Origin of the sequence: Serratia sp. BNK-23 (assembly GCF_047456145.1) — a bacterium.
Classification (GTDB): Bacteria; Pseudomonadota; Gammaproteobacteria; order Enterobacterales; family Enterobacteriaceae; genus Serratia; species Serratia nematodiphila.
Genome location: NZ_CP179900.1, coordinates 245,669 through 272,180, shown reverse-complemented (window position 1 = coordinate 272,180; position 26,512 = coordinate 245,669). Strand labels below are relative to the sequence as shown.

Genomic DNA, 26,512 nt, shown 5'->3' with positions numbered 1-26,512 from the left:
TCAGTCGGCGTCGTAGCCGAGGTTTGGCGCCAGCCAGCGTTCGACCTCGCTCACGCTCATCCCTTTACGCGCCGCGTAGTCTTCCACCTGATCGCGCTGGATCTGCGCCACCGCGAAGTACTTGCTCTCAGGATGGCTGAAGTACCAGCCGGACACCGCCGCCCCCGGCCACATGGCGAAGGACTCCGTCAGTTCCATGCCGGTGTGGCGGTTGACGTCCAGCAGCTGCCAGATGGTCGCTTTTTCGGTGTGCTCCGGGCAGGCCGGGTAGCCCGGCGCCGGCCGGATGCCCTGATAGTTTTCGCGGATCAGTTCTTCGTTGCTCAGGTTCTCGTCGGCGGCATAACCCCAGTGCAACTTGCGCACCTGTTCATGCAGGTATTCGGCGAAAGCCTCCGCCAGACGATCCGCCAGCGCCTTGATCATGATTTTGTTGTAATCGTCGTGCTGTGCGTCGTACGCCGCCGCCAGCGCGTCCTCCTCCAGCCCGCCGGTCACCGCGAAGGCACCGAAGTAGTCGGCCTTGCCGCTGCTTTTCGGTGCCACGAAGTCCGCCAGGCAGTAGTTCGGGAAGTCGGTTTTTTCCGTCTGCTGGCGCAGATGGCGGCTCACCGCCAGCACCTCGCCGCGCTGTTCGTCGCGGTACACTTCCACGTCGTCGCCGACGCGGTTGGCCGGGAACAGGCCGTAAACGCCGCGCGGGTTGAGGCTGCGCTCAGCGGCCAACCGATCCAGCATCTGATTGGCGTCGTGGAACAGGCGCTTTGCCTCTTCCCCCACCACCTCGTCTTCCAGGATGCGCGGGTATTTGCCCGCCAGCGACCAGGTCATGAAGAACGGCGTCCAGTCGATATAATGGCGCAGCGTCTCGATGCCGGCCGACACCGGGAATACGCCAAGCTGCCGTGGCGCCGGCGGCTGATAGTCGGCCCAGTCCAGCGCCATGGCGTTGGCGCGCGCCTTGTGCAAATCGACCGGCGGCGTGCGCGGTTTTTTGCGCGCGTGCTGAATGCGCACCGTTTCATACTCTTTGCGGGTGCGCGCCACAAACTCATCGCGCTGGGTGGCGGACAGCAGCGCCGCCACCACGCCCACGGTGCGCGAGGCGTTCTGCACGTAGGTGGTCGGGCCGCTGTAGTTCTGCTCGATTTTCACCGCGGTGTGCGCCTTGGAGGTGGTGGCGCCGCCGATCAGCAGCGGCAGCGTAAAGCCCTGGCGCTCCATCTCTTTGGCCACGTTGACCATCTCGTCGAGCGACGGCGTGATCAGCCCCGACAGGCCGATGATGTCGACGTTCTCCTCGCGCGCGGTGCGCAGGATTTTCTCCGTCGGCACCATCACGCCAAGATCGACGATTTCATAGTTGTTGCACTGCAGCACCACGCCGACGATGTTCTTGCCGATGTCGTGCACGTCGCCCTTCACCGTCGCCAGCAGGATTTTCCCCGCGGAGGTGCCCTGCTGCTTGCTGGCCTCGATGTACGGTTCCAGGTAGGCCACCGCCTGCTTCATCACGCGGGCGGATTTCACCACCTGCGGCAGGAACATCTTGCCCTCGCCGAACAGATCGCCGACCACGTTCATCCCCGCCATCAGCGGCCCCTCGATCACTTCGATCGGGCGTTCGGCCTGCTGCCGCGCTTCTTCGGTGTCCAGCTCGATAAACTCGGTGATGCCCTTCACCAGCGAATATTCCAGCCGCTTTTCCACCGGCCAACCGCGCCACTCCGCCTGCTGCACCGCCGCTTCGCCGTCTTTGCTGCCGCGGTACTTTTCCGCCAGCTCCAGCAGGCGTTCGGTGCCGTCCTCACGACGGTTGAGGATCACGTCTTCTACCGCCTCGCGCAGCTCGCCAGGCAGATCGTCGTAAATCGCCAGCTGCCCGGCGTTAACGATGCCCATGTCCATGCCGTTGCGAATGGCGTGATACAGGAACACCGCGTGGATCGCCTCGCGCACCGGATCGTTGCCGCGGAACGAGAACGACACGTTGGACACGCCGCCGGAGATCATCGCGTGCGGCAGGTGGGTTTTGATGTCGGCGCAGGCTTCGATAAAGTCGACGGCGTAGTTGTTGTGCTCTTCGATGCCGGTGGCGACGGCGAAGATGTTCGGGTCGAAAATGATGTCTTCCGGCGGGAAGCCGACGCGTTCGGTCAAAATTTTATAGGCGCGGCGACAGATCTCGAACTTGCGCTCGCGCGTGTCCGCCTGGCCCACTTCGTCGAACGCCATCACCACCACCGCGGCGCCATAGCGGCGCACCAGCCGGGCGTGATGGATAAAGGCCTCTTCGCCCTCCTTCATCGAGATCGAGTTGACGATGCCCTTGCCCTGAATGCATTTCAGGCCTTTCTCGATAACGGACCACTTGGAGGAGTCGATCATGATCGGCACCCGGGCGATATCCGGCTCGCCGGCGATCAGGTTGAGGAAGCGCACCATCGCCGCTTCGGCGTCGAGCATCCCCTCGTCCATGTTGATATCGATGACCTGCGCGCCGCTCTCCACCTGCTGGCGCGCCACGTCGAGCGCCTCGTTGTATTTCTCTTCTTTGATCAGGCGTTTGAAACGCGCCGAACCGGTGACGTTGGTGCGCTCGCCGACGTTAACGAACAGGGTGTTGGCGTCGATGGTCAACGGCTCAAGACCGGCCAGACGGCAGGCGACCGGGATCTCCGGCAGCCGGCGCGGCGGCACGCCCTCAACCGCCTTGGCCATCGCGGCGATGTGTTCCGGCGTGGTGCCGCAGCAGCCGCCGATGATATTGAGGAAGCCGGCCTGCGCCCACTCCCCAACCTGGCGCGCCATCTCGGCCGCATCCAGATCGTACTCGCCGAAGGCGTTCGGCAAACCGGCGTTCGGGTGCGCGGTGACGTAGGTCTCCGAGATGCGCGCCAGCTCGGCGACGTACTGACGCAGCTCATCCGGCCCCAGGGCGCAGTTCAGGCCGAAGGTCAGCGGCTTGACGTGGCGCAGCGAATTGTAAAACGCTTCGGTGGTCTGGCCGGACAGGGTGCGGCCGGAGGCGTCGGTGATGGTGCCGGAAATCATGATCGGCAGTTCCACTCCCAGCGCTTCGAATTCAGTTTCCACCGCAAAAGCGGCGGCCTTGGCGTTGAGGGTGTCGAAGATGGTCTCGATCATGATCAGATCGACGCCGCCTTCCACCAGCGCGCGGGTCGATTCGCGGTAAGCCGCCACCAGTTCATCGAACGAGATGTTGCGGAACGCCGGATCGTTGACGTTCGGCGAGATGGACGCGGTGCGGTTGGTCGGCCCCAGCACCCCGGCGACGTAGCGCGGTTTTTCCGGCGTGCGCGCCGTCCATTCGTCGGCGCAGGCGCGCGCCAGGCAGGCGGCCTGATAGTTAATCTCGGCGGACAGCGACTCCATATGGTAGTCGGCCATGGCGATAGAGGTGGCGTTGAAGGTATTGGTCTCAAGGATATCGGCGCCCGCCTCGAGATAGGCGTAATGAATGGCGGTGATCACTTCCGGCTTGGTCAGCACCAGCAGATCGTTATTGCCTTTCAGATCGCTGCGCCAATCGGCGAAACGCTCACCGCGGAAATCGCGCTCGTCCAAGCGATAGCTCTGGATCATGGTGCCCATGCCGCCGTCCAACACCAAAATGCGCTGCGCTAACTGGCGGCGCAGTTGTTCTACTCGATTCGTCACTGTAACCCCTTCCATTGCCATCCAGCCCATTGCTCAACTGCCGCAAACACCAACGAGTCATCCTAGCACAGCTTGTAAGGACAAAGGGCCAGGCGACAATTGAGAGTTTTTCAGGTTGTGCGCCAACACCTCCGATGAGCTGACGGCGGCTTGCAATTCATCGACAAAAAACGAAAATGAATTCCATCATACGGAAAAAGGAATCTCACCCATGGCCACCCCTGCTCCCGCCAAGCGCGGCAAGAAGCCCCGCGCAGCAGCCCCCGCCGCCAGTGCGGCGACCGGTCAGGTACAATCGTTGACCCGTGGCCTGAAACTGTTGGAATACATTTCGGAAGCCCAGGGCAACGTGGCCCTGACCGATCTGGCCCAGCAAGCCGGCCTGCCGAACTCCACCACTCACCGCCTGCTCACCACCATGCAGCAGCAGGGATTCGTGCGCCAGGTCGGCGATCTCGGCCTGTGGACCATCGGTTCGCACGCCTTTGTGGTCGGCAGCAGCTTCCTGCAAAGCCGCAACCTGCTGGCGATGGTGCATCCGACGCTGCGCCGCCTGATGGAAGAGTCCGGCGAAACCGTCAACCTGGCGGTGCTGGATACCAGCGAGTACCAGGCGATCATCATCGATCAGGTGCAGTGCACGGCGCTGATGCGCATGTCGGCGCCGATCGGCGGCAAACTGCCGATGCACGCCTCCGGCGCCGGTAAAGCATTCCTCGCCACCCTGCCGGACGATCAGGTGACCAAACTGCTGCACAAGAAAGGCATGCACACCTACACGCCGCATACCCTGACGCCGCACAACCTGAAAGAGGGACTGGCGCAGATCCGCAAGCAGGGCTTCTCATTTGACGACGAAGAGCACGCGCTCGGCCTGCGCTGCGTGGCGGCCTGCATTTTCGACGAGCATCGCGAAGCCTTCGCCGCCATTTCCATCTCCGGCCCGGTATCGCGCATCACCGACGATCGCGTGATCGAGCTGGGCGCGCTGGTGATCCACGCGGCGAAAGAGATCAGCCTGGCCTACGGCGGCGTGCGTTAATCCGATCATCCGAGGGGCGCCCCAGCGCGCCCCTGCTCCCCTGCCATGCTCTGTTGTCAGCATGTAACAGGCTGTCGGCATCCTGTTTAGCGCACAGGAAAAAAGCTTGAAGCCGATCACAGTTAACGATCCTCACGGCGAAAGCCCATTGCAACCGCTCAAACTTCCTTCGACAATGTTACCGATAACATGTTACCGGTAACAATCAAACTGAACGAAGGTAACGTCACCCGGTGTTTTGGAGCTAAGCCATGACCAACAATCAAAATCGCATTTACGTCGTTATGGGCGTTTCCGGCAGCGGCAAGTCCGCCGTCGCCGCCGCCGCGGCCCGCCAACTCTCCGCCGGCTTCCTCGACGGCGACTTCCTGCACCCACGCAGCAACATCCTGAAGATGGCCGCCGGCGAGGCGTTGAACGACGACGATCGCGCGCCGTGGCTGGCCGCGCTCAACGACGCCGCCTTCGCCATGCAGCGCACCAACAGCGTGTCGATCATCGTCTGTTCGGCGTTGAAAAAGCAGTATCGCGACCGCCTGCGCGCCGGCAACGGCAACCTGTCATTCATCTATCTGCACGGTGAGTTCCCGGTGATCGAATCCCGCCTGGCGGCGCGCAACGGCCACTTCTTCAAGCCGCAGATGCTGGTCACCCAGTTCGCCGCGCTGGAGCAACCGGGCGCCGACGAGAACGACGTGATGGCGATCGACATCAATCAGCCGCTGGACGCGGTGATCGCCGATACCGTGCGCCATATCCAGAGCTTCCTGCCGCAGGACGTGTGCGCGTGAGTACCGTAACGCTGGTCGGTACCGCAGTCGGCTCGGTTTTACTGCTGTTATTCCTGGTGATGAAGGCGCGCATGCACGCCTTCGTCGCGCTGATGCTGGTGTCCATCGCCGCCGGCATTTTCTCCGGCATGCCGCTGGAACACATCGCCGACACCATGCAAAAAGGCATGGGCGACACGCTGGGCTTCCTGGCGATCGTGGTGGCGCTCGGGGCGATGTTCGGCAAGATCCTGCATGAGGTCGGCGCGCTCGATCAAATTGCGGCGCAATTGCTGAAACGATTCGGACAAAGCAAGGCGCACTACGCGCTCGGCATCGCCGGGCTGATCTGCGCGCTGCCGCTGTTCTTCGACGTGGCGGTGGTGCTGCTGATCGGCATCGTATTCGCCGTGGCGCGCCGCACCGACGGCAATATCGTCAAGCTGGCTATTCCGCTGTTCGCCGGCGTGGCCGCCGCCGCCTCCTTCCTGCTGCCGGGGCCGGTGCCGATGCTGCTGGCGTCGCAGATGAAGGCCGATTTCGGCTGGATGATCGCCATCGGCCTGGTAGCGGCGGTGATCGGCATGCTGATCGCCGGCCCGCTGTACGGCAGCTTTATCAGCCGTTTCGTCAACTGGCCTATGCCGCCGGAAGAGAATGAGCCGACGCTGACCAAGGGCAATCTGCCGTCGTTCGGCTTCAGCCTGGCGCTGGTGCTGTGCCCGCTGGTGCTGGTCGGCATGAAAACCATCGGCGCGCGGCTGGTCCCCCCCGGCTCGCAGCTGCAGCAGTGGCTGGAGTTTATCGGCCACCCGTTCACCGCCATCCTGCTGGCCTGCCTGATCGTGATTTACGGTCTGGCGAAGCCGCGCGGCATGAGCAACGAACAGACGCTGGCCATCTGCTCCGCCGCGGTGCAGCCGGCCGGGATCATCCTGCTGATGACCGGCGCCGGCGGGGTGTTCAAGCAGATCCTGGTGGATTCCGGCGTCGGGCCGGCGCTGGGTGACGCCATGATCGGCGCCGGCCTGCCGATCGCCGTGGCCGCCTTTGCGCTCTCCGCCATGGTGCGGGTGATCCAGGGCTCGGCCACCGTCGCCTGCCTGACCACCGTCGGCCTGGTGCTGCCGGTCACCAGCCAGCTCGGGCTCAGCGGCGGGCAACTGGCCGCGCTGGCCATCTGCATCGCCGGCGGCTCCATCGTGCTGAGCCACGTCAACGACGCCGGCTTCTGGCTGTTCGGCAAATTCACCGGCGCCAACGAACTGCAAACGCTGAAAACCTGGACGGTGATGGAAACCATTCTGGGCAGCGTCGGCGGCGCCATCGGCATGATTGCATTCACGATGTTTTAAATCCCAAATCGCCCCCGGCCTTGCACACCAGGGCTGCAAATCACCCCCGGGGGCACCGCCACAGGCGGCGACTATAACAACAGCAATGTGAGGAAGGCATGATTAATCCAACCTTGTCCCGTGTCACACAGCGCATCATCGACCGTTCCCAGGCCAGCCGCGCCGCCTATCTGGCGCGTATCGAGGCGGCCCGCTCCCAAACCGTCCACCGCGCGCAGCTCGCCTGCGGCAACCTGGCCCACGGTTTCGCCGCCTGTCAGCCCGATGACAAGGCGTCGCTGAAAAACATGGTGCGCAGCGATATCGCCATCATCACCGCCTACAACGACATGCTGTCGGCCCACCAGCCGTACGAACATTACCCACAGCGGCTGAAACAGGCGCTGAAGGCGGTGGGTGCCGTGGGCCAGGTGGCCGGCGGCGTGCCGGCGATGTGCGACGGCGTGACCCAGGGGCAGGACGGTATGGAGCTGTCGCTGATGAGCCGTGACGTGATCGCCATGTCGGCCGCTGTCGGCCTGTCGCACAATATGTTCGACGGCGCGCTGTTCCTCGGCATCTGCGACAAGATCGTGCCGGGGCTGGTGATGGCCGCCCTCTCCTTCGGCCACCTGCCTGCGCTGTTCGTGCCGGCCGGCCCGATGAGCAGCGGCCTGCCGAACAAGGAAAAAGTGCGCGTGCGCCAGCTGTACGCCGAGGGCAAGGCCGACCGCCTGGCGTTGCTGGAAGCCGAGGCAGCCTCTTATCACGGCATCGGCACCTGCACCTTCTACGGCACCGCCAACACCAACCAGATGGTGATGGAAGTGATGGGTTTGCATCTGCCGGGCGCCTCCTTCGTCCATCCTGACACGCCGCTGCGCGACGCGCTGAACGACGCCGCCGCGCGCCAGGTGACCCGACTGACCGATACCGCCGGCAACTACCTGCCGATCGGCCGCCTGGTGGACGAGAAAGTGGTGGTGAACGGCATCGTCTCGCTGCTGGCGACCGGCGGCTCCACCAACCTGACGATGCATCTGGTGGCGATGGCGCGGGCGGCGGGCATCATCATTACCTGGGACGATTTCTCGGAGCTGTCGGAGGCGGTGCCGCTGCTGTGCCGCATCTACCCGAACGGCCCGGCCGACATCAACCAGTTCCAGGCCGCCGGCGGCGTGCCGCTGGTGGTGCGCGAGCTGCTGCAACACGGCCTGCTGCACGAAGACGTGCATACCGTGGCCGGTTTCGGCCTGCGCCGCTACACCCAGGAACCGTGGCTGGATAACGGCCAACTGGTGTGGCGCGAAGGCGTGGCCGGCTCGCTCGACGCCAGCGTGATCGCCAGCGTGGCCCAGCCGTTCGAACATCACGGCGGCACCAAAGTGATGGCCGGCAATCTGGGCCGCGCGGTGATGAAAACCTCGGCGGTGCCCGCTGATAACCAGATCATCGAAGCGCCGGCGGTGGTGTTCGACAGCCAGCACGATATCGTGCCGGCGTTCGAAGCCGGCAAGCTGGATCGCGATTGCGTGGTGGTGGTGCGCTTCCAGGGGCCGCAGGCCAACGGCATGCCCGAGTTGCACAAGCTGATGCCGCCGCTGGGCGTGCTGATGGATCGCGGCTTCAAAGTGGCGCTGGTGACCGACGGCCGCCTGTCCGGCGCCTCCGGCAAGGTGCCTTCCGCCATCCACGTCACCCCGGAAGCCTATACCGGCGGCCTGCTGGCGAAAGTGCGCGACGGCGATCCGATCCGCGTCAACGGCCGCAGCGGCGAGCTGCAGGTGCTGGTCGACGCCGACGAACTGGCCCGGCGCACGCCATGCCAACCCGATCTGAGCGCGGAACACATCGGCTGCGGCCGCGAGCTGTTCGGCGCGCTGCGCAGCCAGCTGTCCGGCGCCGAGCAGGGCGCCTGCTGCATCAAATTTTAATCGATAGCCTGGCCGCATCGCCGCCTGGCGGCGGCCACAGAGGAGAACGTCAGCATGAACAAGTGGACAACAAGCGCCGAGCAGATCCTGACGGCGGGGCCGGTGGTGCCGGTCATCGTGATCAACAAGCTGGAACATGCGGTGCCGTTGGCGAAAGCGCTGGTCGCCGGCGGCGTGCGGGTGCTGGAGGTGACGCTGCGCACCGCCTGCGCCATGGACGCCATTCGCGCCATCGCCCAAGAGGTGCCGGAAGCGATCATCGGCGCCGGTACGGTGATCAATCCGCAGCAGCTGCGGGAAGTAACCGAAGCCGGTGCGCAGTTCGCCATCAGCCCAGGCCTGACCGACGAGCTGCTCAAAGCCGCCACCGCCGGTTCCATTCCCTTGATCCCGGGCATCAGCACCGTTTCCGAACTGATGCAGGGCATGGATTACGGCCTGCGCGAGTTTAAATTCTTCCCGGCGGAAGCCAACGGCGGCGTAAAAGCGCTGCAGGCGATCGGCGGCCCGTTCCCGCAGGTGCGTTTTTGCCCGACCGGCGGCATCTCACCGGACAACTACCGCAGCTATCTGGCGCTGAAAAGCGTGCTGTGCATCGGCGGCTCCTGGCTGGTGCCGGCGGACGCGCTCGAAAGCGGCGACTACGCGCGCATCACTGAACTGGCGCGCGCCGCCGTCGCGGGCGCCGAGGCCTGATTTACATCGCAGCGGTGGCGGCCGGCAGCGCCGCCCCGCTGCGCTGGCTGAACCGCTGCTTCTTGCGATAAGCAAATACGTCTTCCACATGCCCTTCGCGGATGCGCTGCTGCAACCCGCGCCAATACTCCGCGGTAAACAGATCGCTGTGCAGCTCTTCAAACACCTGCCGAATGCGCCGATCGCCGCACAGAAAGTGGCGGAACTCTTCCGGGAACACGTCGTTGGGCGCGATGCTGTACCACGGCTCGCTGGCCAACTCATCTTCCGGATAACGCGGCGGCGGGATATCGCGGAAGTTGACCTCGGTCATGTAGCAAATCTCGTCGTAGTCATAGAACACCACCCGCCCGTGGCGCGTCACGCCAAAGTTCTTGAACAGCATGTCGCCGGGGAAGATATTGGCGGCGGCTAACTGTTTGATCGCGTTGCCGTACTCTTCAATCGCATCGCGCATCTGCTGGTCGTTGGCCTGCTCCAGATACAGATTCAGCGGCGTCATGCGCCGTTCCATATACAGGTGCTTAATCACAATGCGATCGCCGAGATCTTCCAGTTTGCCCGGCACTTCGCGCCGCAGCTCCGCCAACAGTTCCGGGCTGAGGCGCGCCTTGTCGACGACGAAATTTTCGTACTCCTGGGTATCCGCCATACGCCCGACGCGATCGTGCTCTTTCACCAGCTGATAGCAGGCCATCACCTGCGCCTGCGTCACCTCTTTTTGCGGGGCGAATTCGTCCTTGATCACTTTAAACACCCGATCGAAGGACGGCAGGGTAAACACCAGCATCACCATGCCCTTCACCCCCGGCGCGATGATGAACTGCTCCTGCGACTGCGCCATAAAGGTCAGGTATTCGCGGTAGCATTCAGTTTTGCCGTGCTTCTGGCAGCCGATCGCCATGTACAGCTCGGCGGTGGTCTTGCCCGGCAGGATCTCGCGCAGCCACTCGACCATCGCCGCCGGCAGCGGCGCGTAGACCATGAAATAAGAACGGGCGAAGCCGAAGACGATGCTGGCCTCGGCCTTACCGGTCAGGCAGGCATCGATAAACAGCGCGCCCGACTCGCTGTGGTGGATCGGCAGCAAGAACGGGTAAACGCCGTCGGCCAGGCGCAGCTTGCCGACCAGCCAGGCGGCCTTGTTGCGATAGAACAGTTCGTTGGCGATCTGAAAGGTGGCCCCCGCCAGTTGCTGCGGACTGAAGGCGCGCTGCAGCGCCTGAGTGATGTAGCGAATATCGCGCGTCAAATCTTCCCACGGCAACCGCAGCGGCAGATCGCTCAGCACGCTGCGCAGCATCGCCGGCAGATCGCCATTGGAGGTGAAATCGCGCGCCAGCGGACGCGGAATGTCGCGAAATCGCCGTTCCGGCTGCGAACTGAACACGAACAGCTTGTCCGGCGTCAGATCGCGATGCTTGAACAGCCGGCAGTAGACCGAGTTAAAAAAGCTTTCGGCTATCTCGAAACGCGGGTAGTCCGGCAGCAGATCGATATAAACCGCTTTGACCCGGCTGGGGAAGTCGGCGTCGAAATATTTCTGTCCGGTGATGCATTTGAGCTGCTCCACCACCAGGCCGACGTGATGGTCATACAGATGGATGCGCTTTTTCATCGCCTGCTGCACCGCCGGCCAGTCCGCCTGCTCGAAGCGCTGCTGCGCGCCGGCGGTCACCTCCAAAAAGCGGCCGTACTGCGCATCGAAGCCCTGCAGGATCGTCTGTGCGATCAACAACTCCAGTTTTGCCGCCATCCTTACCCCCGCCAGAAAAAGAAGCCTGCGCATGCAGGCTCCGGGTGAAACGTCTTCAAGCTTGCCGCATCAGAACTGCTGTTCTTCCGTCGAACCGGTCAGCGCGGTGACCGAAGAGGCGCCGCCCTGAATGATGGTGGTGACCTTGTCGAAGTAGCCGGTGCCCACCTCCTGCTGGTGCGACGCAAAGGTGTAACCGCGATCCACCGCGGCGAACTCCGCCTGCTGCACCTTCTCGACGTAGTGTTTCATGCCCTCGCCCTGCGCATAGGCGTGCGCCAGGTCGAACATGTTGAACCACATGCTGTGGATGCCCGCCAGCGTGATGAACTGATACTTGTAGCCCATGTCCGACAGCGCCTGCTGGAAGCGGGCGATGGTCTGATCGTCGAGGTTCTTCTTCCAGTTGAACGACGGCGAGCAGTTGTAGGCCAGCAGCTTGCCCGGGTATTTGGCGTGAATGGCGTCGGCGAAGCGCTGAGCGGCATCCAGATCCGGCGTTGAGGTTTCGCACCACACCATATCGGCGTAAGGGGCATAGGCCAGGCCGCGGCTGATCGCCTGCTCGACGCCGGCATGGGTGCGGAAGAAGCCTTCCGCCGTGCGCTCGCCAGTGACGAAGGCGCTGTCATACGGATCGCAATCGGACGTCAGCAGGTCGGCCGCATCTGCGTCGGTACGGGCGATCACCAGCGTCGGCACGCCGAGCACGTCGGCGGCCAGGCGAGCGGCGACCAGCTTCTGGATCGCTTCCTGTGTCGGCACCAGTACTTTGCCGCCCATATGACCGCATTTCTTCACCGCCGCCAACTGGTCTTCGAAGTGCACCCCGGCGGCGCCGGCGGTGATCATCGCTTTCATCAGCTCGAAGGCGTTCAGCACGCCGCCGAAGCCGGCTTCCGCATCGGCGACAATCGGCAGGAAGTAATCGGTGTAGCCTTTGCTGCCCGGCTCAATCTGGTTCGCCCACTGGATCTGATCGGCGCGGCGGAAGGTGTTGTTGATGCGCTCGACCACCTTCGGCACCGAGTCCACCGGATACAACGACTGGTCAGGGTACATGGCCGCCGCGCTGTTGGCGTCGGCCGCCACCTGCCAGCCGGACAGGTAGATAGCCTCGACGCCGGCTTTAGCCTGCTGCAGCGCCTGGCCACCGGTCAGCGCGCCCAGGCAGTTCACGTAGCCTTTGCGCGCCTTGCCGTTCAGCAACGCCCACAGTTTGGCGGCGCCGTTTTGCGCCAGGGTACATTCCGGGTTGACCGAACCGCGCAGGTTGATCACGTCTTCGGCGCTGTAAGGGCGGGTGATGCCTTCCCAACGGGCCGATTTCCATTCCTGTTCCAGCTGCTGGATCTGTTGAGAGCGAGAGGTAGACATAATTTTTATCCTTTCAGTCATGTAGGGTTGATTGGGAAAGTTCAGGCCAGCAGCTCATAGCCGGGCAACGTCAGGAAATCGATTAATTCATCTTGCGTGGTGATGCGCTCCATCAGGCGCGCCGCCTCTTCGAACCGGCCGGCGTTAAAGCGCGCTTCCCCTACTTCTTCACGCACCACCAACATCTCTTCTTGCAACATCTGGCGGAACAGCGCCTTGGTGACCGGGTGCCCGTCGTTCAGGCTCTTCTCGTGGTGGATCCACTGCCAGATAGAGGTACGGGAGATCTCCGCCGTCGCGGCATCTTCCATCAACCCATAGATAGGCACGCAGCCGTTGCCGGAGATCCAGGCTTCGATGTACTGCACCGCCACGCGGATATTGGCGCGCATCCCCGCTTCGGTGCGTTCGCCGTCGCATGGTTCCAACAGCTGCGCGGCGCTGATTGGCGCATCCTGCTCACGCATCACGTCCAGCTGATTCTGGCGATCGCCCAATGCCTTGCCGAACACCTCCATCACCGTGTCCGCCAGCCCTGGGTGCGCCACCCAGGTGCCATCGTGGCCATTGTTGGCCTCCAGCTCTTTATCCGCCCGCACCTTGTTCAGCACCCAGGCGTTTTTCTCAGCGTCTTTGCTCGGGATAAACGCCGCCATGCCGCCCATGGCGAAGGCGCCGCGCTTATGACAGGTTTTGATCAACAGACGTGAATAGGCGCTGAGGAAAGGTTTCTCCATGGTCACCGACTGACGATCCGGCAGCACGCGATCGCCGTGATTCTTCAGCGTTTTGATGTAGCTGAAGATGTAATCCCAGCGGCCACAGTTCAGGCCGACGATGTGATCGCGCAGGTGATAGAGGATCTCGTCCATCTGGAACACCGCCGGCAGGGTTTCGATCAGCACGGTCGCCTTGATGGTGCCACGTGGCAGATCGAAACGATCCTCGGTAAAGCTGAAGACATCGCTCCACCAGGCCGCTTCCTCCCAGGACTGGGTTTTCGGCAGGTAGAAATACGGGCCGCTGCCCTTGGCCAACAGCTGACGATAGTTGTGGTAGAAGTACAGCGCGAAATCGAACAGGCCGCCAGGGATGGCTTCATCACGCCACAAGACGTGTTTCTCCGGCAAATGCAGGCCGCGCACGCGAGCGATCAACACCGCCGGATTCGGTTTCAGCTGGTAGATCTTGCCGGCTTCATTGGTGTAGGAGATGGTGCCGTTAACCGCATCGTGCAGGTTGATTTGACCGTCGATGACTTTGTCCCAGCTTGGCGCCAGGGAGTCTTCGAAGTCCGCCATAAATACTTTTACGTTGGCGTTCAACGCATTGATCACCATCTTGCGTTCTACCGGCCCGGTGATCTCGACCCGGCGATCGCGCAGGTCTTGCGGGATGCCGCGGATCTGCCAGTCGCCCTCACGAATGGAATTGGTTTCCGAAATAAATCCAGGCAGCTCGCCGCGATCGATATTTTGCTGCCAGCGGGCACGCGCCGCCAGCAGCTCATTGCGCCGCGGCGTGAATTTCCCCACCAGTTCCGCCAGGAATTCAACCGCTTCATCCGTTAATACCTGGCGCTCCGCTGCGGCGAAACCCTGGGTAAACCTTAACTCCGTGCCTGCTATCTGTTGCGTCATGACCTTGCTCCTTCCCATCGTTGCGCCCGAGCGACCGGCGCATTTTCATCAGAAATCACTGTGGATCAGGGCGGATGAAACGATCCTAAACTGGTCAGATCTCATCCCGATAGCTCTAAGAATACTCAACAAAAAACAAAAATCAAAAACCATTTCCATTTTATTATTAAATATTTTATTAACACTTTATTATCAATTAGTTAGAACAAATAACATAACCAACAGGTAAGGAAACTGGTTCCAATAGAATCGCAAAGATAGGCTAACGCGTTGTTGGCCAATGGTTTTTTGGGGAAAGTGACCGGTAAAAAGGGGATCGTGCGGAGGATCAACAGCGCGGCGGCCTCGATTCAGCCGCCGGCAGGCAGAAAAGATCAGTCGAGAGTCGGATTCATATGGCGCAGATCGTAAGGCGTGATCTGGTAGACGTAATAGTTGAGCCAATTGGAAAACAGCAGGTGGCCATGGCTGCGCCAGGTGGCTTTCGGTGTCAGTGCGGGGTTGTCATCGGGGAAGTAGTTGAGCGGTACGGCAGGATCGAGGCCAGCTTCGTTGTCGCGACAATACTCCCCGGCCAGGGTCAGGGCATCATACTCAGGATGGCCGGTGACAAACGCCAGGCGCTTATCCCTGCTGGCGAACAGGTAGGCGCCGGCCTGCTCGGATTCGGCCAGAATATCCAGGTCGGTATATTGGCGAATCACCTCGGTCGGGAAATCGGCATAGCGTGAATGCGGCGCCAGGAAGCTTTCGTCGAAGCCGCGCGTCAGCAACGCATGCTGCTGCAGCGTTTGGTGCGGATAAACGCCGGAGAGCTTCACTTCGCGCGTCATCTTGGGAATGCCGTACAGGATGTTCAACGCCGCTTGTACCGCCCAGCATACGAACAGCGTGGAGGTGACGTGGTTTTTGGCCCAGTCAATGACCCGCTCGATCTGCGGCCAGTAGGCAACATCGCAGAAATCAACCAGCCCCAGCGGCGCGCCGGTGACAATCAGGCCATCGAAGTTCTCATTCTGGATATCCTCGAAGTCGCAGTAGAAGTTGTTCAGATGCTCGGCCGGCGTGTTCTTCGATTCGCGGCTGTCGATGCGCAGCAGCTGGATATCAATCTGCAGCGGCGAGTTGGACAACAGACGCAGAAACTGGTTTTCCGTTTCGATCTTCTTTGGCATCAGGTTGAGGATCAGCACTTTCAGTGGCCTGATTTCCTGTGTTTTTGCCCGCGAGGATGTCATCACGAAGACATTCTCACCGCGCAAGAAATTGACCGCAGGTAACTCATCAGGAACACGAATCGGCATTGCTTAACCCTCACACATCCATTTATACGTTTAGACTTCTAGATGCCCGAAGATAGCGTTTTTTTTCGTCGCTGTCGAGCATTCAGCGGAAAGGTGAAAATGTTTCATTGCGCAGCCTGCGCCGGGATATAAGCAGAGGGAGTAAAGCGGATGAAAAGCAAAAAGGCCATCCTTTCGGATGGCCTCTTGGCTTATTTGATGCTTGGCAGTGTCCTACAGTATTCGTCTCATCCTGAGACTCTCCCCTGCGGGGCCGCCGCAAGCGGCGTTAAGGCCCGTTCCCGACGGGCCTTTCGCATGCCCATGCTCGAGCAGAACACCAAATAACAGACAAAACAAAAAGCCCCATGCTTTCGCATGAGGCTTGTTGTTTTATTTGATGCTTGGCAGTGTCCTACTCTCGCATGGGGAGACCCCACACTACCATCGGCGCTACGGCGTTTCACTTCTGAGTTCGGCATGGGGTCAGGTGGGACCACCGCGCTATTGCCGCCAAGCAAATTCTTTTTTCTGCCGAACTTCTAAACCCACTTTAAATAAAGTGGTGCTGATACCCAGAGTCGAACTGGGGACCTCACCCTTACCAAGGGTGCGCTCTACCAACTGAGCCATATCAGCACGCTTAATTTGATGCCTGGCAGTGTCCTACTCTCGCATGGGGAGACCCCACACTACCATCGGCGCTACGGCGTTTCACTTCTGAGTTCGGCATGGGGTCAGGTGGGACCACCGCGCTATTGCCGCCAGGCAAATTCGTTTTATTCCAACCGCTTCACTCTCGTGTCGCCATCAGAACCAATCTCGGAACTTCGCTGAAAATCTCTCTAAAAACACCTTCGGTGTTGTAAGGTTAAGCCTCACGGATCATTAGTACTGGTTAGCTCAATGCATCGCTGCACTTACACACCCAGCCTATCAACGTCTTAGTCTTAAACGTTCCTTCAGGGACCTTAAAGGTCCAGGGAAGACTCATCTTGAGGCAAGTTTCGCGCTTAGATGCTTTCAGCGCTTATCTTTTCCGCACTTAGCTACCGGGCAATGCCATTGGCATGACAACCCGAACACCAGTGGTGCGTTCACTCCGGTCCTCTCGTACTAGGAGCAACCCCTCTCAATCTTCCAACGCCCACGGCAGATAGGGACCGAACTGTCTCACGACGTTCTAAACCCAGCTCGCGTACCACTTTAAATGGCGAACAGCCATACCCTTGGGACCTACTTCAGCCCCAGGATGTGATGAGCCGACATCGAGGTGCCAAACACCGCCGTCGATATGAACTCTTGGGCGGTATCAGCCTGTTATCCCCGGAGTACCTTTTATCCGTTGAGCGATGGCCCTTCCATTCAGAACCACCGGATCACTAAGACCTACTTTCGTACCTGCTCGAGCCGTCACTCTCGCAGTCAAGCTAGCTTATGCCTTTGCACTAACCTCACGATGTCCGACCGTGATTAGCTAACCTTCGTGCTCCTCCGTTACTCTTTGGGAGGAGACCGCCCCAGTCAAACTACCCACCAGACACTGTCCTCACCCCGGATCACGGGGCCGAGTTAGAACATCAAACATTAAAGGGTGGTATTTCAAGGATGGCTCCACGCAGACTGGCGTCCACGCTTCAAAGCCTCCCACCTATCCTACACATCAAGGCTCAATGTTCAGTGTCAAGCTATAGTAAAGGTTCACGGGGTCTTTCCGTCTTGCCGCGGGTACACTGCATCTTCACAGCGAGTTCAATTTCACTGAGTCTCGGGTGGAGACAGCCTGGCCATCATTACGCCATTCGTGCAGGTCGGAACTTACCCGACAAGGAATTTCGCTACCTTAGGACCGTTATAGTTACGGCCGCCGTTTACTGGGGCTTCGATCAAGAGCTTCGCCTTGCGGCTGACCCCATCAATTAACCTTCCAGCACCGGGCAGGCGTCACACCGTATACGTCCACTTTCGTGTTTGCACAGTGCTGTGTTTTTATTAAACAGTTGCAGCCAGCTGGTATCTTCGACTGGCTTCAGCTCCATCCGCAAGGGACTTCACCTACATGCCAGCGTGCCTTCTCCCGAAGTTACGGCACCATTTTGCCTAGTTCCTTCACCCGAGTTCTCTCAAGCGCCTTGGTATTCTCTACCTGACCACCTGTGTCGGTTTGGGGTACGATTTAATGTTACCTGGAGCTTAGAGGATTTTCCTGGAAGCAGGGCATCAACTACTTCTGCACCGTAGTGCATCGTCATCACGCCTCAGGGTTAGTATGCAACCGGATTTACCAGGTCACACCCCCTACACGCTTAAACCGGGACAACCGTCGCCCGGCTAGCCTAGCCTTCTCCGTCCCCCCTTCGCAGTAACACCAAGTACAGGAATATTAACCTGTTTCCCATCGACTACGCTTTTCAGCCTCGCCTTAGGGGTCGACTCACCCTGCCCCGATTAACGTTGGACAGGAACCCTTGGTCTTCCGGCGAGCGGGCTTTTCACCCGCTTTATCGTTACTTATGTCAGCATTCGCACTTCTGATACCTCCAGCAACCCTCACAGGCCACCTTCAACGGCTTACAGAACGCTCCCCTACCCAACAACGCTAAGCGTCGCTGCCGCAGCTTCGGTGCATGGTTTAGCCCCGTTACATCTTCCGCGCAGGCCGACTCGACCAGTGAGCTATTACGCTTTCTTTAAATGATGGCTGCTTCTAAGCCAACATCCTGGCTGTCTATGCCTTCCCACATCGTTTCCCACTTAACCATGACTTTGGGACCTTAGCTGGCGGTCTGGGTTGTTTCCCTCTTCACGACGGACGTTAGCACCCGCCGTGTGTCTCCCGTGATAACATTCTTCGGTATTCGGAGTTTGCATCGGTTTGGTAAGCCGGGATGGCCCCCTAGCCGAAACAGTGCTCTACCCCCGAAGATGAGTTCACGAGGCGCTACCTAAATAGCTTTCGGGGAGAACCAGCTATCTCCCGGTTTGATTGGCCTTTCACCCCCAGCCACAAGTCATCCGCTAATTTTTCAACATTAGTCGGTTCGGTCCTCCAGTTAGTGTTACCCAACCTTCAACCTGCCCATGGCTAGATCACCGGGTTTCGGGTCTATACCTTGCAACTAGTCGCCCAGTTAAGACTCGGTTTCCCTACGGCTCCCCTATACGGTTAACCTTGCTACAAAATATAAGTCGCTGACCCATTATACAAAAGGTACGCAGTCACACCACGAAGGTGCTCCCACTGCTTGTACGTACACGGTTTCAGGTTCTATTTCACTCCCCTCGCCGGGGTTCTTTTCGCCTTTCCCTCACGGTACTGGTTCACTATCGGTCAGTCAGGAGTATTTAGCCTTGGAGGATGGTCCCCCCATATTCAGACAGGATGTCACGTGTCCCGCCCTACTCATCGAACTCACGACCTGTGCATTTTAGTGTACGGGGCTATCACCCTTTACTGCGCGACTTTCCAGACGCTTCCACTAACACACAAGCCGATTCAGGTTCTGGGCTCCTCCCCGTTCGCTCGCCGCTACTGGGGGAATCTCGGTTGATTTCTTTTCCTCGGGGTACTTAGATGTTTCAGTTCCCCCGGTTCGCCTCATGCCACTATGTATTCATGACATGATAGTGTGTCGAAACACACTGGGTTTCCCCATTCGGGTATCGCCGGTTATAACGGTTCATATCACCTTACCGACGCTTTTCGCAGATTAGCACGCCCTTCATCGCCTCTGACTGCCTAGGCATCCACCGTGTACGCTTAGTCACTTAACCTCACAACCCGAAGATGTTTCCATCGTTCGCGCTGCAAACATTTGAGAGACTCTATGACAGGTTACTCTTTATCCCAGTACTTCTACGGAGGGATAAATTTCAGCCGTCATGTTTCAATTTTCAGCTTGTTCCAGATTGTTAAAGAGCAATATCTTAAACATGACTCGGAAGTCATCTTTAAGATATGGTGTATCGTCAGATACTGAAGACCGCCGCTTTCACCGGGTGGGTCGGAAGCTTGGCGTCCCCTAGGGGATTCGAACCCCTGTTACCGCCGTGAAAGGGCGGTGTCCTAGGCCTCTAGACGAAGGGGACACGACACCGTACTTTTATGACGCTTTTGCTCGTTACTTTTTCATCAGACAATCTGTGTGAGCACGCCACGCGAACTAATATCTTTAGGTAAGGAGGTGATCCAACCGCAGGTTCCCCTACGGTTACCTTGTTACGACTTCACCCCAGTCATGAATCACAAAGTGGTAAGCGCCCTCCCGAAGGTTAAGCTACCTACTTCTTTTGCAACCCACTCCCATGGTGTGACGGGCGGTGTGTACAAGGCCCGGGAACGTATTCACCGTAGCATTCTGATCTACGATTACTAGCGATTCCGACTTCATGGAGTCGAGTTGCAGACTCCAATCCGGACTACGACGTACTTTATGAGGTCCGCTTGCTCTCGCGAGGTCGCTTCTCTTTGTATACGCCATTGTAGCACGTGTGTAGCCCTACTCGTAAGGGCCATGATGACTTGACGTCATCCCCACCTTCCTCCAGTTTATCACTGGCAGTCTCCTTTGAGTTCCCGGCCGAACCGCTGGCAACAAAGGATAAGGGTTGCGCTCGTTGCGGGACTTAACCCAACATTTCACAACACGAGCTGACGACAGCCATGCAGCACCTGTCTCAGAGTTCCCGAAGGCACCAATCCATCTCTGGAAAGTTCTCTGGATGTCAAGAGTAGGTAAGGTTCTTCGCGTTGCATCGAATTAAACCACATGCTCCACCGCTTGTGCGGGCCCCCGTCAATTCATTTGAGTTTTAACCTTGCGGCCGTACTCCCCAGGCGGTCGATTTAACGCGTTAGCTCCGGAAGCCACGCCTCAAGGGCACAACCTCCAAATCGACATCGTTTACAGCGTGGACTACCAGGGTATCTAATCCTGTTTGCTCCCCACGCTTTCGCACCTGAGCGTCAGTCTTCGTCCAGGGGGCCGCCTTCGCCACCGGTATTCCTCCAGATCTCTACGCATTTCACCGCTACACCTGGAATTCTACCCCCCTCTACGAGACTCTAGCTTGCCAGTTTCAAATGCAGTTCCCAGGTTGAGCCCGGGGATTTCACATCTGACTTAACAAACCGCCTGCGTGCGCTTTACGCCCAGTAATTCCGATTAACGCTTGCACCCTCCGTATTACCGCGGCTGCTGGCACGGAGTTAGCCGGTGCTTCTTCTGCGAGTAACGTCAATTGATGAACGTATTAAGCTCACCACCTTCCTCCTCGCTGAAAGTGCTTTACAACCCGAAGGCCTTCTTCACACACGCGGCATGGCTGCATCAGGCTTGCGCCCATTGTGCAATATTCCCCACTGCTGCCTCCCGTAGGAGTCTGGACCGTGTCTCAGTTCCAGTGTGGCTGGTCATCCTCTCAGACCAGCTAGGGATCGTCGCCTAGGTGAGCCATTACCCCACCTACTAGCTAATCCCATCTGGGCACATCTGATGGCAAGAGGCCCGAAGGTCCCCCTCTTTGGTCTTGCGACGTTATGCGGTATTAGCTACCGTTTCCAGTAGTTATCCCCCTCCATCAGGCAGTTTCCCAGACATTACTCACCCGTCCGCCGCTCGTCACCCAGGGAGCAAGCTCCCCCGTGCTACCGCTCGACTTGCATGTGTTAAGCCTGCCGCCAGCGTTCAATCTGAGCCATGATCAAACTCTTCAATTAAAAGCTTGATTTGCTTCCACTCGAGAAGCGATGCTCAAAGATTTACTGCATGAATTTTACTTCAGTTAGTCACTCTTCAAGACTTGATATTTTTTTGCATCCGAAGATGCTGGATATCGTCTTGTGGAGTGCCCACACAGATTGTCTGATAAATTGTTAAAGAGCAGTGAGTTAGGCGCTTTCGCTTGCTAACTCGAGGTGGCGTATATTACGCTTTCCTCTTTCAGAGTCAACCCTAATTTTCAGGATTTCTTCTCTTTCTTCCCGGCCGCTGTGTGAAGTGAATCACTTGCGCCGTGTCGATGGAGGCGCATTATAGGGATCCGAGTTTTTTGCACAACCCCTTTTTTGATCTTTTCTTTCTGTTTGCACACTTTTCAGCCCTTCCGGGTGGATCTTGTGCGATCAGGGCCATTTTCCGCAGGATCCGGCGCTGGCGTTGGTTGTAATTCCATCGCCAGGGTCTAGTATTGCCGGTAAATATGATCCCGACGTGAGGCAAGCACCATGTCCGATGCAGTACGTTCTTATCTTCAATACACCCCCAAACTCGGTCAGCGCGTCTTGATCGATCCTTCCAGCGTCGTGATCGGCGACGTCGATCTGGCGGATGACGTCAGCATCTGGCCGCTGGTCGCCATTCGCGGCGACGTCAATGCGGTAAAGATCGGCGCACGCAGCAATATTCAGGATGGCAGCGTGCTGCATGTGACTCACCGCTCCGAACATAACCCCGACGGTTATCCCCTGTTAATTGGCGAAGACGTTACCGTGGGTCATAAAGCGATGCTGCACGGCTGCGCCATCGGCAACCGGGTGCTGGTCGGGATGGGATCAATCCTGTTGGACGGCGTAGTTGTAGAAGATGACGTGATGATTGGCGCCGGCAGTTTGGTGGCGCCGGGCAAACACCTGGCCAGCGGCTATCTTTATATGGGTAGCCCGGCACGCCAGGTTCGGCCTTTGACCGCCGCCGAGTTGGAGGGATTGCTTTATTCTTCTAACAACTATGTACGCTGGAAAGACGAATACCTGTCGGAAGATATCTGATGGGCGCCCCGTTCCCTATAAAGAGAACGGGGTAGAATTTATGCCACCAGTTCGCTGCGCAGCTGGCGTAATACCGGCTCGATCTCCGGCATCACTCCGTGCCAAAGCAGGAAAGCATGCGCCGCCTGCCCCACCAGCATACCCAGCCCATCGGCGTATTCCGTTGCGCCCTGCTGCTGCGCCCAGGCCAGAAATGGCGTAACGCCTTGCTGATAGAACATGTCATAGCAACGGGTTTGCGCATTCACCACGCCTGCAGGCAACGCCGGGATCTCCCCGCTGATGCCGGACGCCGTCGCATTGATCACCAGATCGAACGCTTGCTGATCCAGTTGATCCATCGGCGCCGCCGAGATCTCCCCCAGATGCCGGAAAGCGTCGGCCAACTCTTGGGCCCGACTGAAAGTGCGGTTGGTGATCGTGAGCCGGCAGCCGAAAGACAGCAGCGGCAGGATCACGCCGCGTGCCGCACCGCCGGCGCCCACCAGCAGAATGCGATCCTGCGGCCGAATCAATTGCTGGCGCTGCAGATCGGTCAGCAAACCGATGCCGTCGGTGTTATCCCCCAACAGCTCGCCATTAGGCAATACCTTCAGGGTGTTGACCGCACCGGCCATCGCCGCGCGCTCGCTCAGCTCAGAAGCGGCCGAATAAGCACGCTCCTTGAAAGGCACCGTGACGTTCGCCCCTAGCCCTCCGGCGCGGATAAACGCCTGCAGGCTGGTTTCAAAACCGTCCAGCGGCGCCAACACCGTCCCATAAGGATGCTCAATGCCGGTCTGGGCAGCAAACAGCGCATGAATTCGCGGCGACTTGCTGTGGCCGATAGGGTTGCCAAATACCGCAAACTTCTCCATGCCCATTACCTCTAGCCCTGACGGATCTGTTCGCCGGTCAGAACGTCTCTGATTTCGGAAGGATTAAGACGGCCACCCACCTTGCCGCGCAATACCGGGAAAGCTTCGCCGAACTGCCGCGTGACCTCATCGGCACTGCGGCACGGTTCCAGCCCACTGAGATTGGCGCTGGTCGACACCAGCGGCTTGCCGTACTGCCGGCACAGCAACTGCACCAGCGGATGATCGCTGACGCGCACCGCCAGTGAACTGAAACGCCCGGTCAACAAACGCGGCGTCTCCGGCCGAGCAGGCAACACCCAGGTTACCGGCCCAGGCCAGCTGGCAAACATCGTCGCGCGCTGCTGTTCGCTGAGCGTACTGTCGTCAATATAAGGCTTAAGCTGCGCATAGTCGGCGGCGATCAAAATCAGCCCCTTTTCCCACGGCCGCTGTTTCAGCGCCAGCAATGCATTGACCGCCTGCTCGCTGTCGGGATCGCAACCCAGGCCGAATACGGCTTCGGTGGGATACGCAATCACCTGCTGTTGATGCAAAGCATCGATGATAGATAAAAGGTTCGGGCTTAATTCTGAATTCATGATGTGATTATTCTGTAGTCGCGACGGGTTTTCCGCACAGCTTGCTGGCACAGCACAGGACGGGGCCTTTTGCCGTGCGCTTTTCCATCAGCAGCGGGTAATGGCAGTAGGCGCATTCACCGGCGACGGGTTTAACGTTGAGGGCGAACTGGCATTCCGGGTAACGATCGCAGGAATGAAAAACCTTGCCGTAACGCGACTTGCGCTGCAACAGCTTGCCTTGCCCGCACTGCGGACAGGTAATGGCGGTTTCGTCAGGCTTGTCGATCACTTCTGTGTGATCGCATTGCGGATAATCGCTGCAGCCGATAAACATGCCGTAGCGCCCCTGGCGCAGCACCAACGTCGCCTGACACTTCGGGCACTGTTGCCCATCCAACACCTTAACGATATGCCCATCGGCCTGCGCTTTCAGCGGCCGAATATATTGGCATTCAGGGTACTGGGAACAGCCGAGGAAGGGGCCGTGGCGACCGCTACGGATCACCAGCTCGGCCCCGCATTCCGGACAGGGTTCATTTTGCCTGGCGGCAAAAATCGCGTTTTTTGTCATAACGTCTTCTATGCGCGTTATCGGCTCAATGCAGATAACCTTCGTTCACTTCAAACAACAGTTCTTCCATTTGCTGATAGGCGCTTTCATATCCGGGGATATTAAACAGCACCATCAACACGACCCATTTCAGATCTTCGAGATCGAATTCCGCATTATCCAAAGCCATAACGCGGTCGATAACCATTTCACGGGTTTCGAGGTTCAATACCTGAATCTGTTCCAGGAACAGGAGAAAACCACGGCAGCCGGCGTCCAAACGCGCGCTTTCCTCTTCGGTATAGATCCGCATCGCCAGCGGATCGGCATCCATAAAGTAAGGCGCGTTTTGACCTTCTTGCAGGTCGGCCAACTTCTCAAGCCAATTCAACGCGTTGTAGATATCATCCTGATGAAACCCCGCCTGGGCGAGATCATCGGTCAGTTGATCCTGATCGACGCGCATCTCTGGTTCATTGTGGATATAAGTTTCAAACAAGTACATGAGTACGTCGAACATGGCTTGCCCTCCTTATTCGGACATAGCCGCCGGGTACAGCTGCGATCCACCCTGCTAACTCCAGCTCGAGTAACTTGATTACTACCACTGGCACAGGTTGGCCGGCACGTTCAGCGACGACGTCAACAGGTGTCACCTCATCTCCTACGTTAGCCAACACATCGGCAAATGGCAATTCAACTTCAGCCTGCGACGCACAAATAGTTGTATTTTCGTTCAGTGGCAACCACTGAAGGCCGCTTCCCAGCAATTCGGCGATATCTTTCGGCCCAGTCACCAGATGCGCGCCCTGTTGGATCAGCCAGTGCGTGCCTTCGCTCATCGGGTTCCCTAACGGCCCCGGCAAGGCGAATACCTCACGCCCTTGCTCCAGCGCATAGCGAGCCGTCACCAGGGTACCGCTGCGCAACGAGGCTTCTATGACCAGCACACCCTGGCTCAGCCCGCTGATAATGCGGTTGCGGCGCGGAAAATGGTCAGCCAGGGGCAAATCGGTGACCAAATGATCTGAAATCACCGCACCGCCCTGCTCGACTATCTGCTCTGCGAGCCGGCGGTGCCGCCGCGGGTAGACATTGGCCAGCCCGCAGCCCAACACCGCTATCGTGCAACCCCCGGCCGCCAGCGCTGCGCGATGGCAAATGCCGTCGATGCCGATCGCCAAACCGCTGGTGATGGTGAAACCGCAACGCGCCAATTCCTCGGCGAAATGGTTAGCCCAGCGCTCGCCGTAGTGGCTGAACTGCCGGCTGCCAACCATGGCAAGTTGCGGGCGCAACAGCGCCTGAGGATCTCCATCGATCAGCAGGAACAGCGGCGCATCGTCGATCTGGGCCAGGCATTCGGGATAGCCGGCCGCTGCATAGTTCAGCATACGGTGCGCCGGCACTTCCAGCCAACGCAAGGTGGCCGCCAGATAACCGGGATCCGTCTGGTTGAACTGTGCTCGCTGCCGTTCATTCAATCCAAGTTCACGCAACGCGCGGCGAGGCTCGCCACCCATTTGCGATAACTGCCGCACGATCCGGCTGGCCACGACGGTCTGCAGCCCCGTAACCCCCCGCATCCGTAAAGCGATCTCTTCCGGCCGCATCCTCTGTTCCCTCAGCAAAAACGGTGGTATTACCAATCTGAGCAATTGGTGCGCAATGCTGTCAATCAGGCCGGGAAATGTCTAGAATAGAGGTTAAACCTCGTTCATTACTCGGATACAGATCTAAAGATATATGTCAGTCTTGCAGGTATTACATTTCCCAGACGAGCGTCTGCGCAAAGTCGCAGCGCCGGTAAAAGAAGTCAATGCAGATATCCAGCGCATCGTGGATGATATGTTTGAAACCATGTACGCAGAGGAAGGCATCGGCCTGGCTGCGACTCAGGTGGATATCCATCAGCGCATTATCGTGATCGACGTCTCCGAGAATCGCGATCAGCGCCTGGTGCTGATCAATCCGGAGCTGCTGGAAAAAAGCGGCGAAACCGGCATCGAGGAAGGCTGTCTTTCCATTCCCGAGCAGCGTGCATTGGTACCACGCGCCGCGCAGGTGAAGATCCGCGCGCTGGATCGCGAAGGCAAATCTTTCGAGCTGGAAGCGGACGATCTGCTGGCGATCTGCATCCAGCACGAGATGGATCACCTGATGGGTAAACTGTTCGTCGATTACCTGTCGCCGCTCAAGCGCCAGCGCATTCGTCAGAAACTGGAAAAAATGGCCAAGCTCCAAGCCCGCGCCTAACCGA

At 59.0% G+C, this 26,512-nt stretch carries 17 protein-coding genes, 2 tRNA genes and 4 rRNA genes; 7 read left to right on the top strand and 16 right to left on the bottom strand.

Annotated elements, in window-relative coordinates:
- Positions 1 to 3,696, bottom strand: coding sequence for a methionine synthase (gene metH, locus ACMGF9_RS01305; RefSeq protein ID WP_414160495.1), 3,696 nt, complete (start codon positions 3,694 to 3,696; stop codon positions 1 to 3).
- Positions 3,697 to 3,892: 196 nt separating this feature from the next.
- Here metH and iclR point away from each other — a divergent pair, with 196 nt between their 5' ends.
- The 5 genes from iclR to ACMGF9_RS01280 all read left to right on the top strand — a co-directional run bounded on the left by iclR (position 3,893) and on the right by ACMGF9_RS01280 (position 9,457).
- A complete protein-coding gene (gene iclR, locus ACMGF9_RS01300; protein ID WP_004936648.1) occupies positions 3,893 to 4,723 on the top strand; it encodes a glyoxylate bypass operon transcriptional repressor IclR in 831 nt (276 codons plus the stop codon).
- A gap of 251 nt (positions 4,724 to 4,974) precedes the next feature.
- Entirely contained in the window at positions 4,975 to 5,514 is a 540-nt protein-coding gene (gntK, locus tag ACMGF9_RS01295; protein ID WP_015379252.1) for a gluconokinase, read from the top strand.
- Positions 5,511 to 6,848 (top strand): gluconate transporter, encoded by a 1,338-nt coding sequence (gntU, locus tag ACMGF9_RS01290; RefSeq protein ID WP_197784031.1) that lies wholly within the window; start codon positions 5,511 to 5,513, stop codon positions 6,846 to 6,848. The genes gntK and gntU overlap by 4 nt, the downstream gene beginning before the upstream one ends.
- Positions 6,849 to 6,946: 98 nt before the next feature.
- Complete coding sequence (edd, locus tag ACMGF9_RS01285; RefSeq protein ID WP_015379254.1) at positions 6,947 to 8,761, top strand: phosphogluconate dehydratase; 1,815 nt, start codon at positions 6,947 to 6,949, stop codon at positions 8,759 to 8,761.
- A 54-nt stretch (positions 8,762 to 8,815) separates the two neighbouring features.
- Positions 8,816 to 9,457, top strand: a complete 642-nt coding sequence (locus ACMGF9_RS01280) for a bifunctional 4-hydroxy-2-oxoglutarate aldolase/2-dehydro-3-deoxy-phosphogluconate aldolase (protein ID WP_004936635.1) — start codon at positions 8,816 to 8,818, stop codon at positions 9,455 to 9,457.
- Position 9,458: 1 nt separating this feature from the next.
- Here ACMGF9_RS01280 and aceK read toward each other — a convergent pair whose 3' ends face one another.
- From aceK to ACMGF9_RS01230, 10 genes are all read right to left on the bottom strand, one after another.
- Positions 9,459 to 11,213, bottom strand: a complete 1,755-nt coding sequence (gene aceK / locus ACMGF9_RS01275) for a bifunctional isocitrate dehydrogenase kinase/phosphatase (protein WP_033631950.1) — start codon at positions 11,211 to 11,213, stop codon at positions 9,459 to 9,461.
- A gap of 69 nt (positions 11,214 to 11,282) precedes the next feature.
- Positions 11,283 to 12,590 (bottom strand): isocitrate lyase, encoded by a 1,308-nt coding sequence (aceA, locus tag ACMGF9_RS01270; protein ID WP_004936630.1) that lies wholly within the window; start codon positions 12,588 to 12,590, stop codon positions 11,283 to 11,285.
- 41 nt (positions 12,591 to 12,631) lie between these two features.
- Positions 12,632 to 14,230 (bottom strand): malate synthase A, encoded by a 1,599-nt coding sequence (gene aceB / locus ACMGF9_RS01265; RefSeq protein ID WP_414160494.1) that lies wholly within the window; start codon positions 14,228 to 14,230, stop codon positions 12,632 to 12,634.
- A 374-nt stretch (positions 14,231 to 14,604) separates the two neighbouring features.
- Positions 14,605 to 15,534: a homoserine O-acetyltransferase MetA gene (gene metA, locus ACMGF9_RS01260; protein ID WP_004936623.1), complete on the bottom strand. Its 930-nt coding sequence runs from the start codon at positions 15,532 to 15,534 to the stop codon at positions 14,605 to 14,607.
- Positions 15,535 to 15,915: 381 nt separating this feature from the next.
- Positions 15,916 to 16,031 (bottom strand): 5S ribosomal RNA (gene rrf / locus ACMGF9_RS01255).
- 45 nt (positions 16,032 to 16,076) lie between these two features.
- A tRNA-Thr gene (locus ACMGF9_RS01250) sits at positions 16,077 to 16,152 on the bottom strand.
- 14 nt (positions 16,153 to 16,166) lie between these two features.
- A 5S ribosomal RNA gene (rrf, locus tag ACMGF9_RS01245) occupies positions 16,167 to 16,282 on the bottom strand.
- 98 nt (positions 16,283 to 16,380) lie between these two features.
- A 23S ribosomal RNA gene (locus ACMGF9_RS01240) occupies positions 16,381 to 19,287 on the bottom strand.
- A gap of 239 nt (positions 19,288 to 19,526) precedes the next feature.
- Positions 19,527 to 19,602: transfer RNA gene (locus tag ACMGF9_RS01235), tRNA-Glu, on the bottom strand.
- Between the two features lie 88 nt (positions 19,603 to 19,690).
- Positions 19,691 to 21,232, bottom strand: a 16S ribosomal RNA gene (locus ACMGF9_RS01230).
- Together the 16S, 23S and 5S rRNA genes with 2 tRNA genes alongside form the textbook arrangement of a ribosomal RNA operon.
- Before the next feature lie 507 nt (positions 21,233 to 21,739).
- Between ACMGF9_RS01230 and ACMGF9_RS01225 the strand changes: the two genes are divergently transcribed.
- Positions 21,740 to 22,282 (top strand): gamma carbonic anhydrase family protein, encoded by a 543-nt coding sequence (locus ACMGF9_RS01225; RefSeq protein WP_118892674.1) that lies wholly within the window; start codon positions 21,740 to 21,742, stop codon positions 22,280 to 22,282.
- 38 nt (positions 22,283 to 22,320) lie between these two features.
- Here the strand turns inward: ACMGF9_RS01225 and aroE are convergent, their stop codons facing one another.
- From aroE to dprA, 5 genes are read right to left on the bottom strand one after another with little or no spacing between them, the layout of a single operon-like run.
- The gene (aroE, locus tag ACMGF9_RS01220; RefSeq protein WP_031300344.1) at positions 22,321 to 23,139 is read right to left on the bottom strand and encodes a shikimate dehydrogenase; all 819 of its coding nucleotides are present in this window, start codon (positions 23,137 to 23,139) and stop codon (positions 22,321 to 22,323) included.
- Between the two features lie 11 nt (positions 23,140 to 23,150).
- Positions 23,151 to 23,720 (bottom strand): L-threonylcarbamoyladenylate synthase type 1 TsaC, encoded by a 570-nt coding sequence (gene tsaC / locus ACMGF9_RS01215; RefSeq protein WP_015379258.1) that lies wholly within the window; start codon positions 23,718 to 23,720, stop codon positions 23,151 to 23,153.
- Positions 23,721 to 23,727: 7 nt separating this feature from the next.
- Positions 23,728 to 24,273, bottom strand: a complete 546-nt coding sequence (locus tag ACMGF9_RS01210) for a type I DNA topoisomerase (RefSeq protein ID WP_019456195.1) — start codon at positions 24,271 to 24,273, stop codon at positions 23,728 to 23,730.
- 25 nt (positions 24,274 to 24,298) lie between these two features.
- Positions 24,299 to 24,772 (bottom strand): DUF494 family protein Smg, encoded by a 474-nt coding sequence (gene smg / locus ACMGF9_RS01205; protein WP_004929707.1) that lies wholly within the window; start codon positions 24,770 to 24,772, stop codon positions 24,299 to 24,301.
- Positions 24,744 to 25,865 (bottom strand): DNA-protecting protein DprA, encoded by a 1,122-nt coding sequence (gene dprA / locus ACMGF9_RS01200; protein WP_118892673.1) that lies wholly within the window; start codon positions 25,863 to 25,865, stop codon positions 24,744 to 24,746. The genes smg and dprA overlap by 29 nt, the downstream gene beginning before the upstream one ends.
- Positions 25,866 to 25,998: 133 nt before the next feature.
- Between dprA and def the strand changes: the two genes are divergently transcribed.
- On the top strand, positions 25,999 to 26,508 hold the full coding sequence (gene def / locus ACMGF9_RS01195) for a peptide deformylase (protein ID WP_004929710.1): 510 nt from the start codon (positions 25,999 to 26,001) through the stop codon (positions 26,506 to 26,508).
- Positions 26,509 to 26,512 lie beyond the last annotated feature (4 nt).

What these genes read in the sequence shown, in the direction of transcription:
- metH (WP_414160495.1), bottom strand. Translation starts at nt 3,696, where the DNA reads ATGGAAGGGGTTACAGTGACGAATCGAGTAGAACAACTGCGCCGCCAG.
- iclR (WP_004936648.1), top strand. Translation starts at nt 3,893, where the DNA reads ATGGCCACCCCTGCTCCCGCCAAGCGCGGCAAGAAGCCCCGCGCAGCA.
- gntK (WP_015379252.1), top strand. Translation starts at nt 4,975, where the DNA reads ATGACCAACAATCAAAATCGCATTTACGTCGTTATGGGCGTTTCCGGC.
- edd (WP_015379254.1), top strand. Translation starts at nt 6,947, where the DNA reads ATGATTAATCCAACCTTGTCCCGTGTCACACAGCGCATCATCGACCGT.
- ACMGF9_RS01280 (WP_004936635.1), top strand. Translation starts at nt 8,816, where the DNA reads ATGAACAAGTGGACAACAAGCGCCGAGCAGATCCTGACGGCGGGGCCG.
- aceK (WP_033631950.1), bottom strand. Translation starts at nt 11,213, where the DNA reads ATGGCGGCAAAACTGGAGTTGTTGATCGCACAGACGATCCTGCAGGGC.
- aceA (WP_004936630.1), bottom strand. Translation starts at nt 12,590, where the DNA reads ATGTCTACCTCTCGCTCTCAACAGATCCAGCAGCTGGAACAGGAATGG.
- aceB (WP_414160494.1), bottom strand. Translation starts at nt 14,230, where the DNA reads ATGACGCAACAGATAGCAGGCACGGAGTTAAGGTTTACCCAGGGTTTC.
- metA (WP_004936623.1), bottom strand. Translation starts at nt 15,534, where the DNA reads ATGCCGATTCGTGTTCCTGATGAGTTACCTGCGGTCAATTTCTTGCGC.
- ACMGF9_RS01225 (WP_118892674.1), top strand. Translation starts at nt 21,740, where the DNA reads ATGTCCGATGCAGTACGTTCTTATCTTCAATACACCCCCAAACTCGGT.
- aroE (WP_031300344.1), bottom strand. Translation starts at nt 23,139, where the DNA reads ATGGAGAAGTTTGCGGTATTTGGCAACCCTATCGGCCACAGCAAGTCG.
- tsaC (WP_015379258.1), bottom strand. Translation starts at nt 23,720, where the DNA reads ATGAATTCAGAATTAAGCCCGAACCTTTTATCTATCATCGATGCTTTG.
- ACMGF9_RS01210 (WP_019456195.1), bottom strand. Translation starts at nt 24,273, where the DNA reads ATGACAAAAAACGCGATTTTTGCCGCCAGGCAAAATGAACCCTGTCCG.
- smg (WP_004929707.1), bottom strand. Translation starts at nt 24,772, where the DNA reads ATGTTCGACGTACTCATGTACTTGTTTGAAACTTATATCCACAATGAA.
- dprA (WP_118892673.1), bottom strand. Translation starts at nt 25,865, where the DNA reads ATGCGGCCGGAAGAGATCGCTTTACGGATGCGGGGGGTTACGGGGCTG.
- def (WP_004929710.1), top strand. Translation starts at nt 25,999, where the DNA reads ATGTCAGTCTTGCAGGTATTACATTTCCCAGACGAGCGTCTGCGCAAA.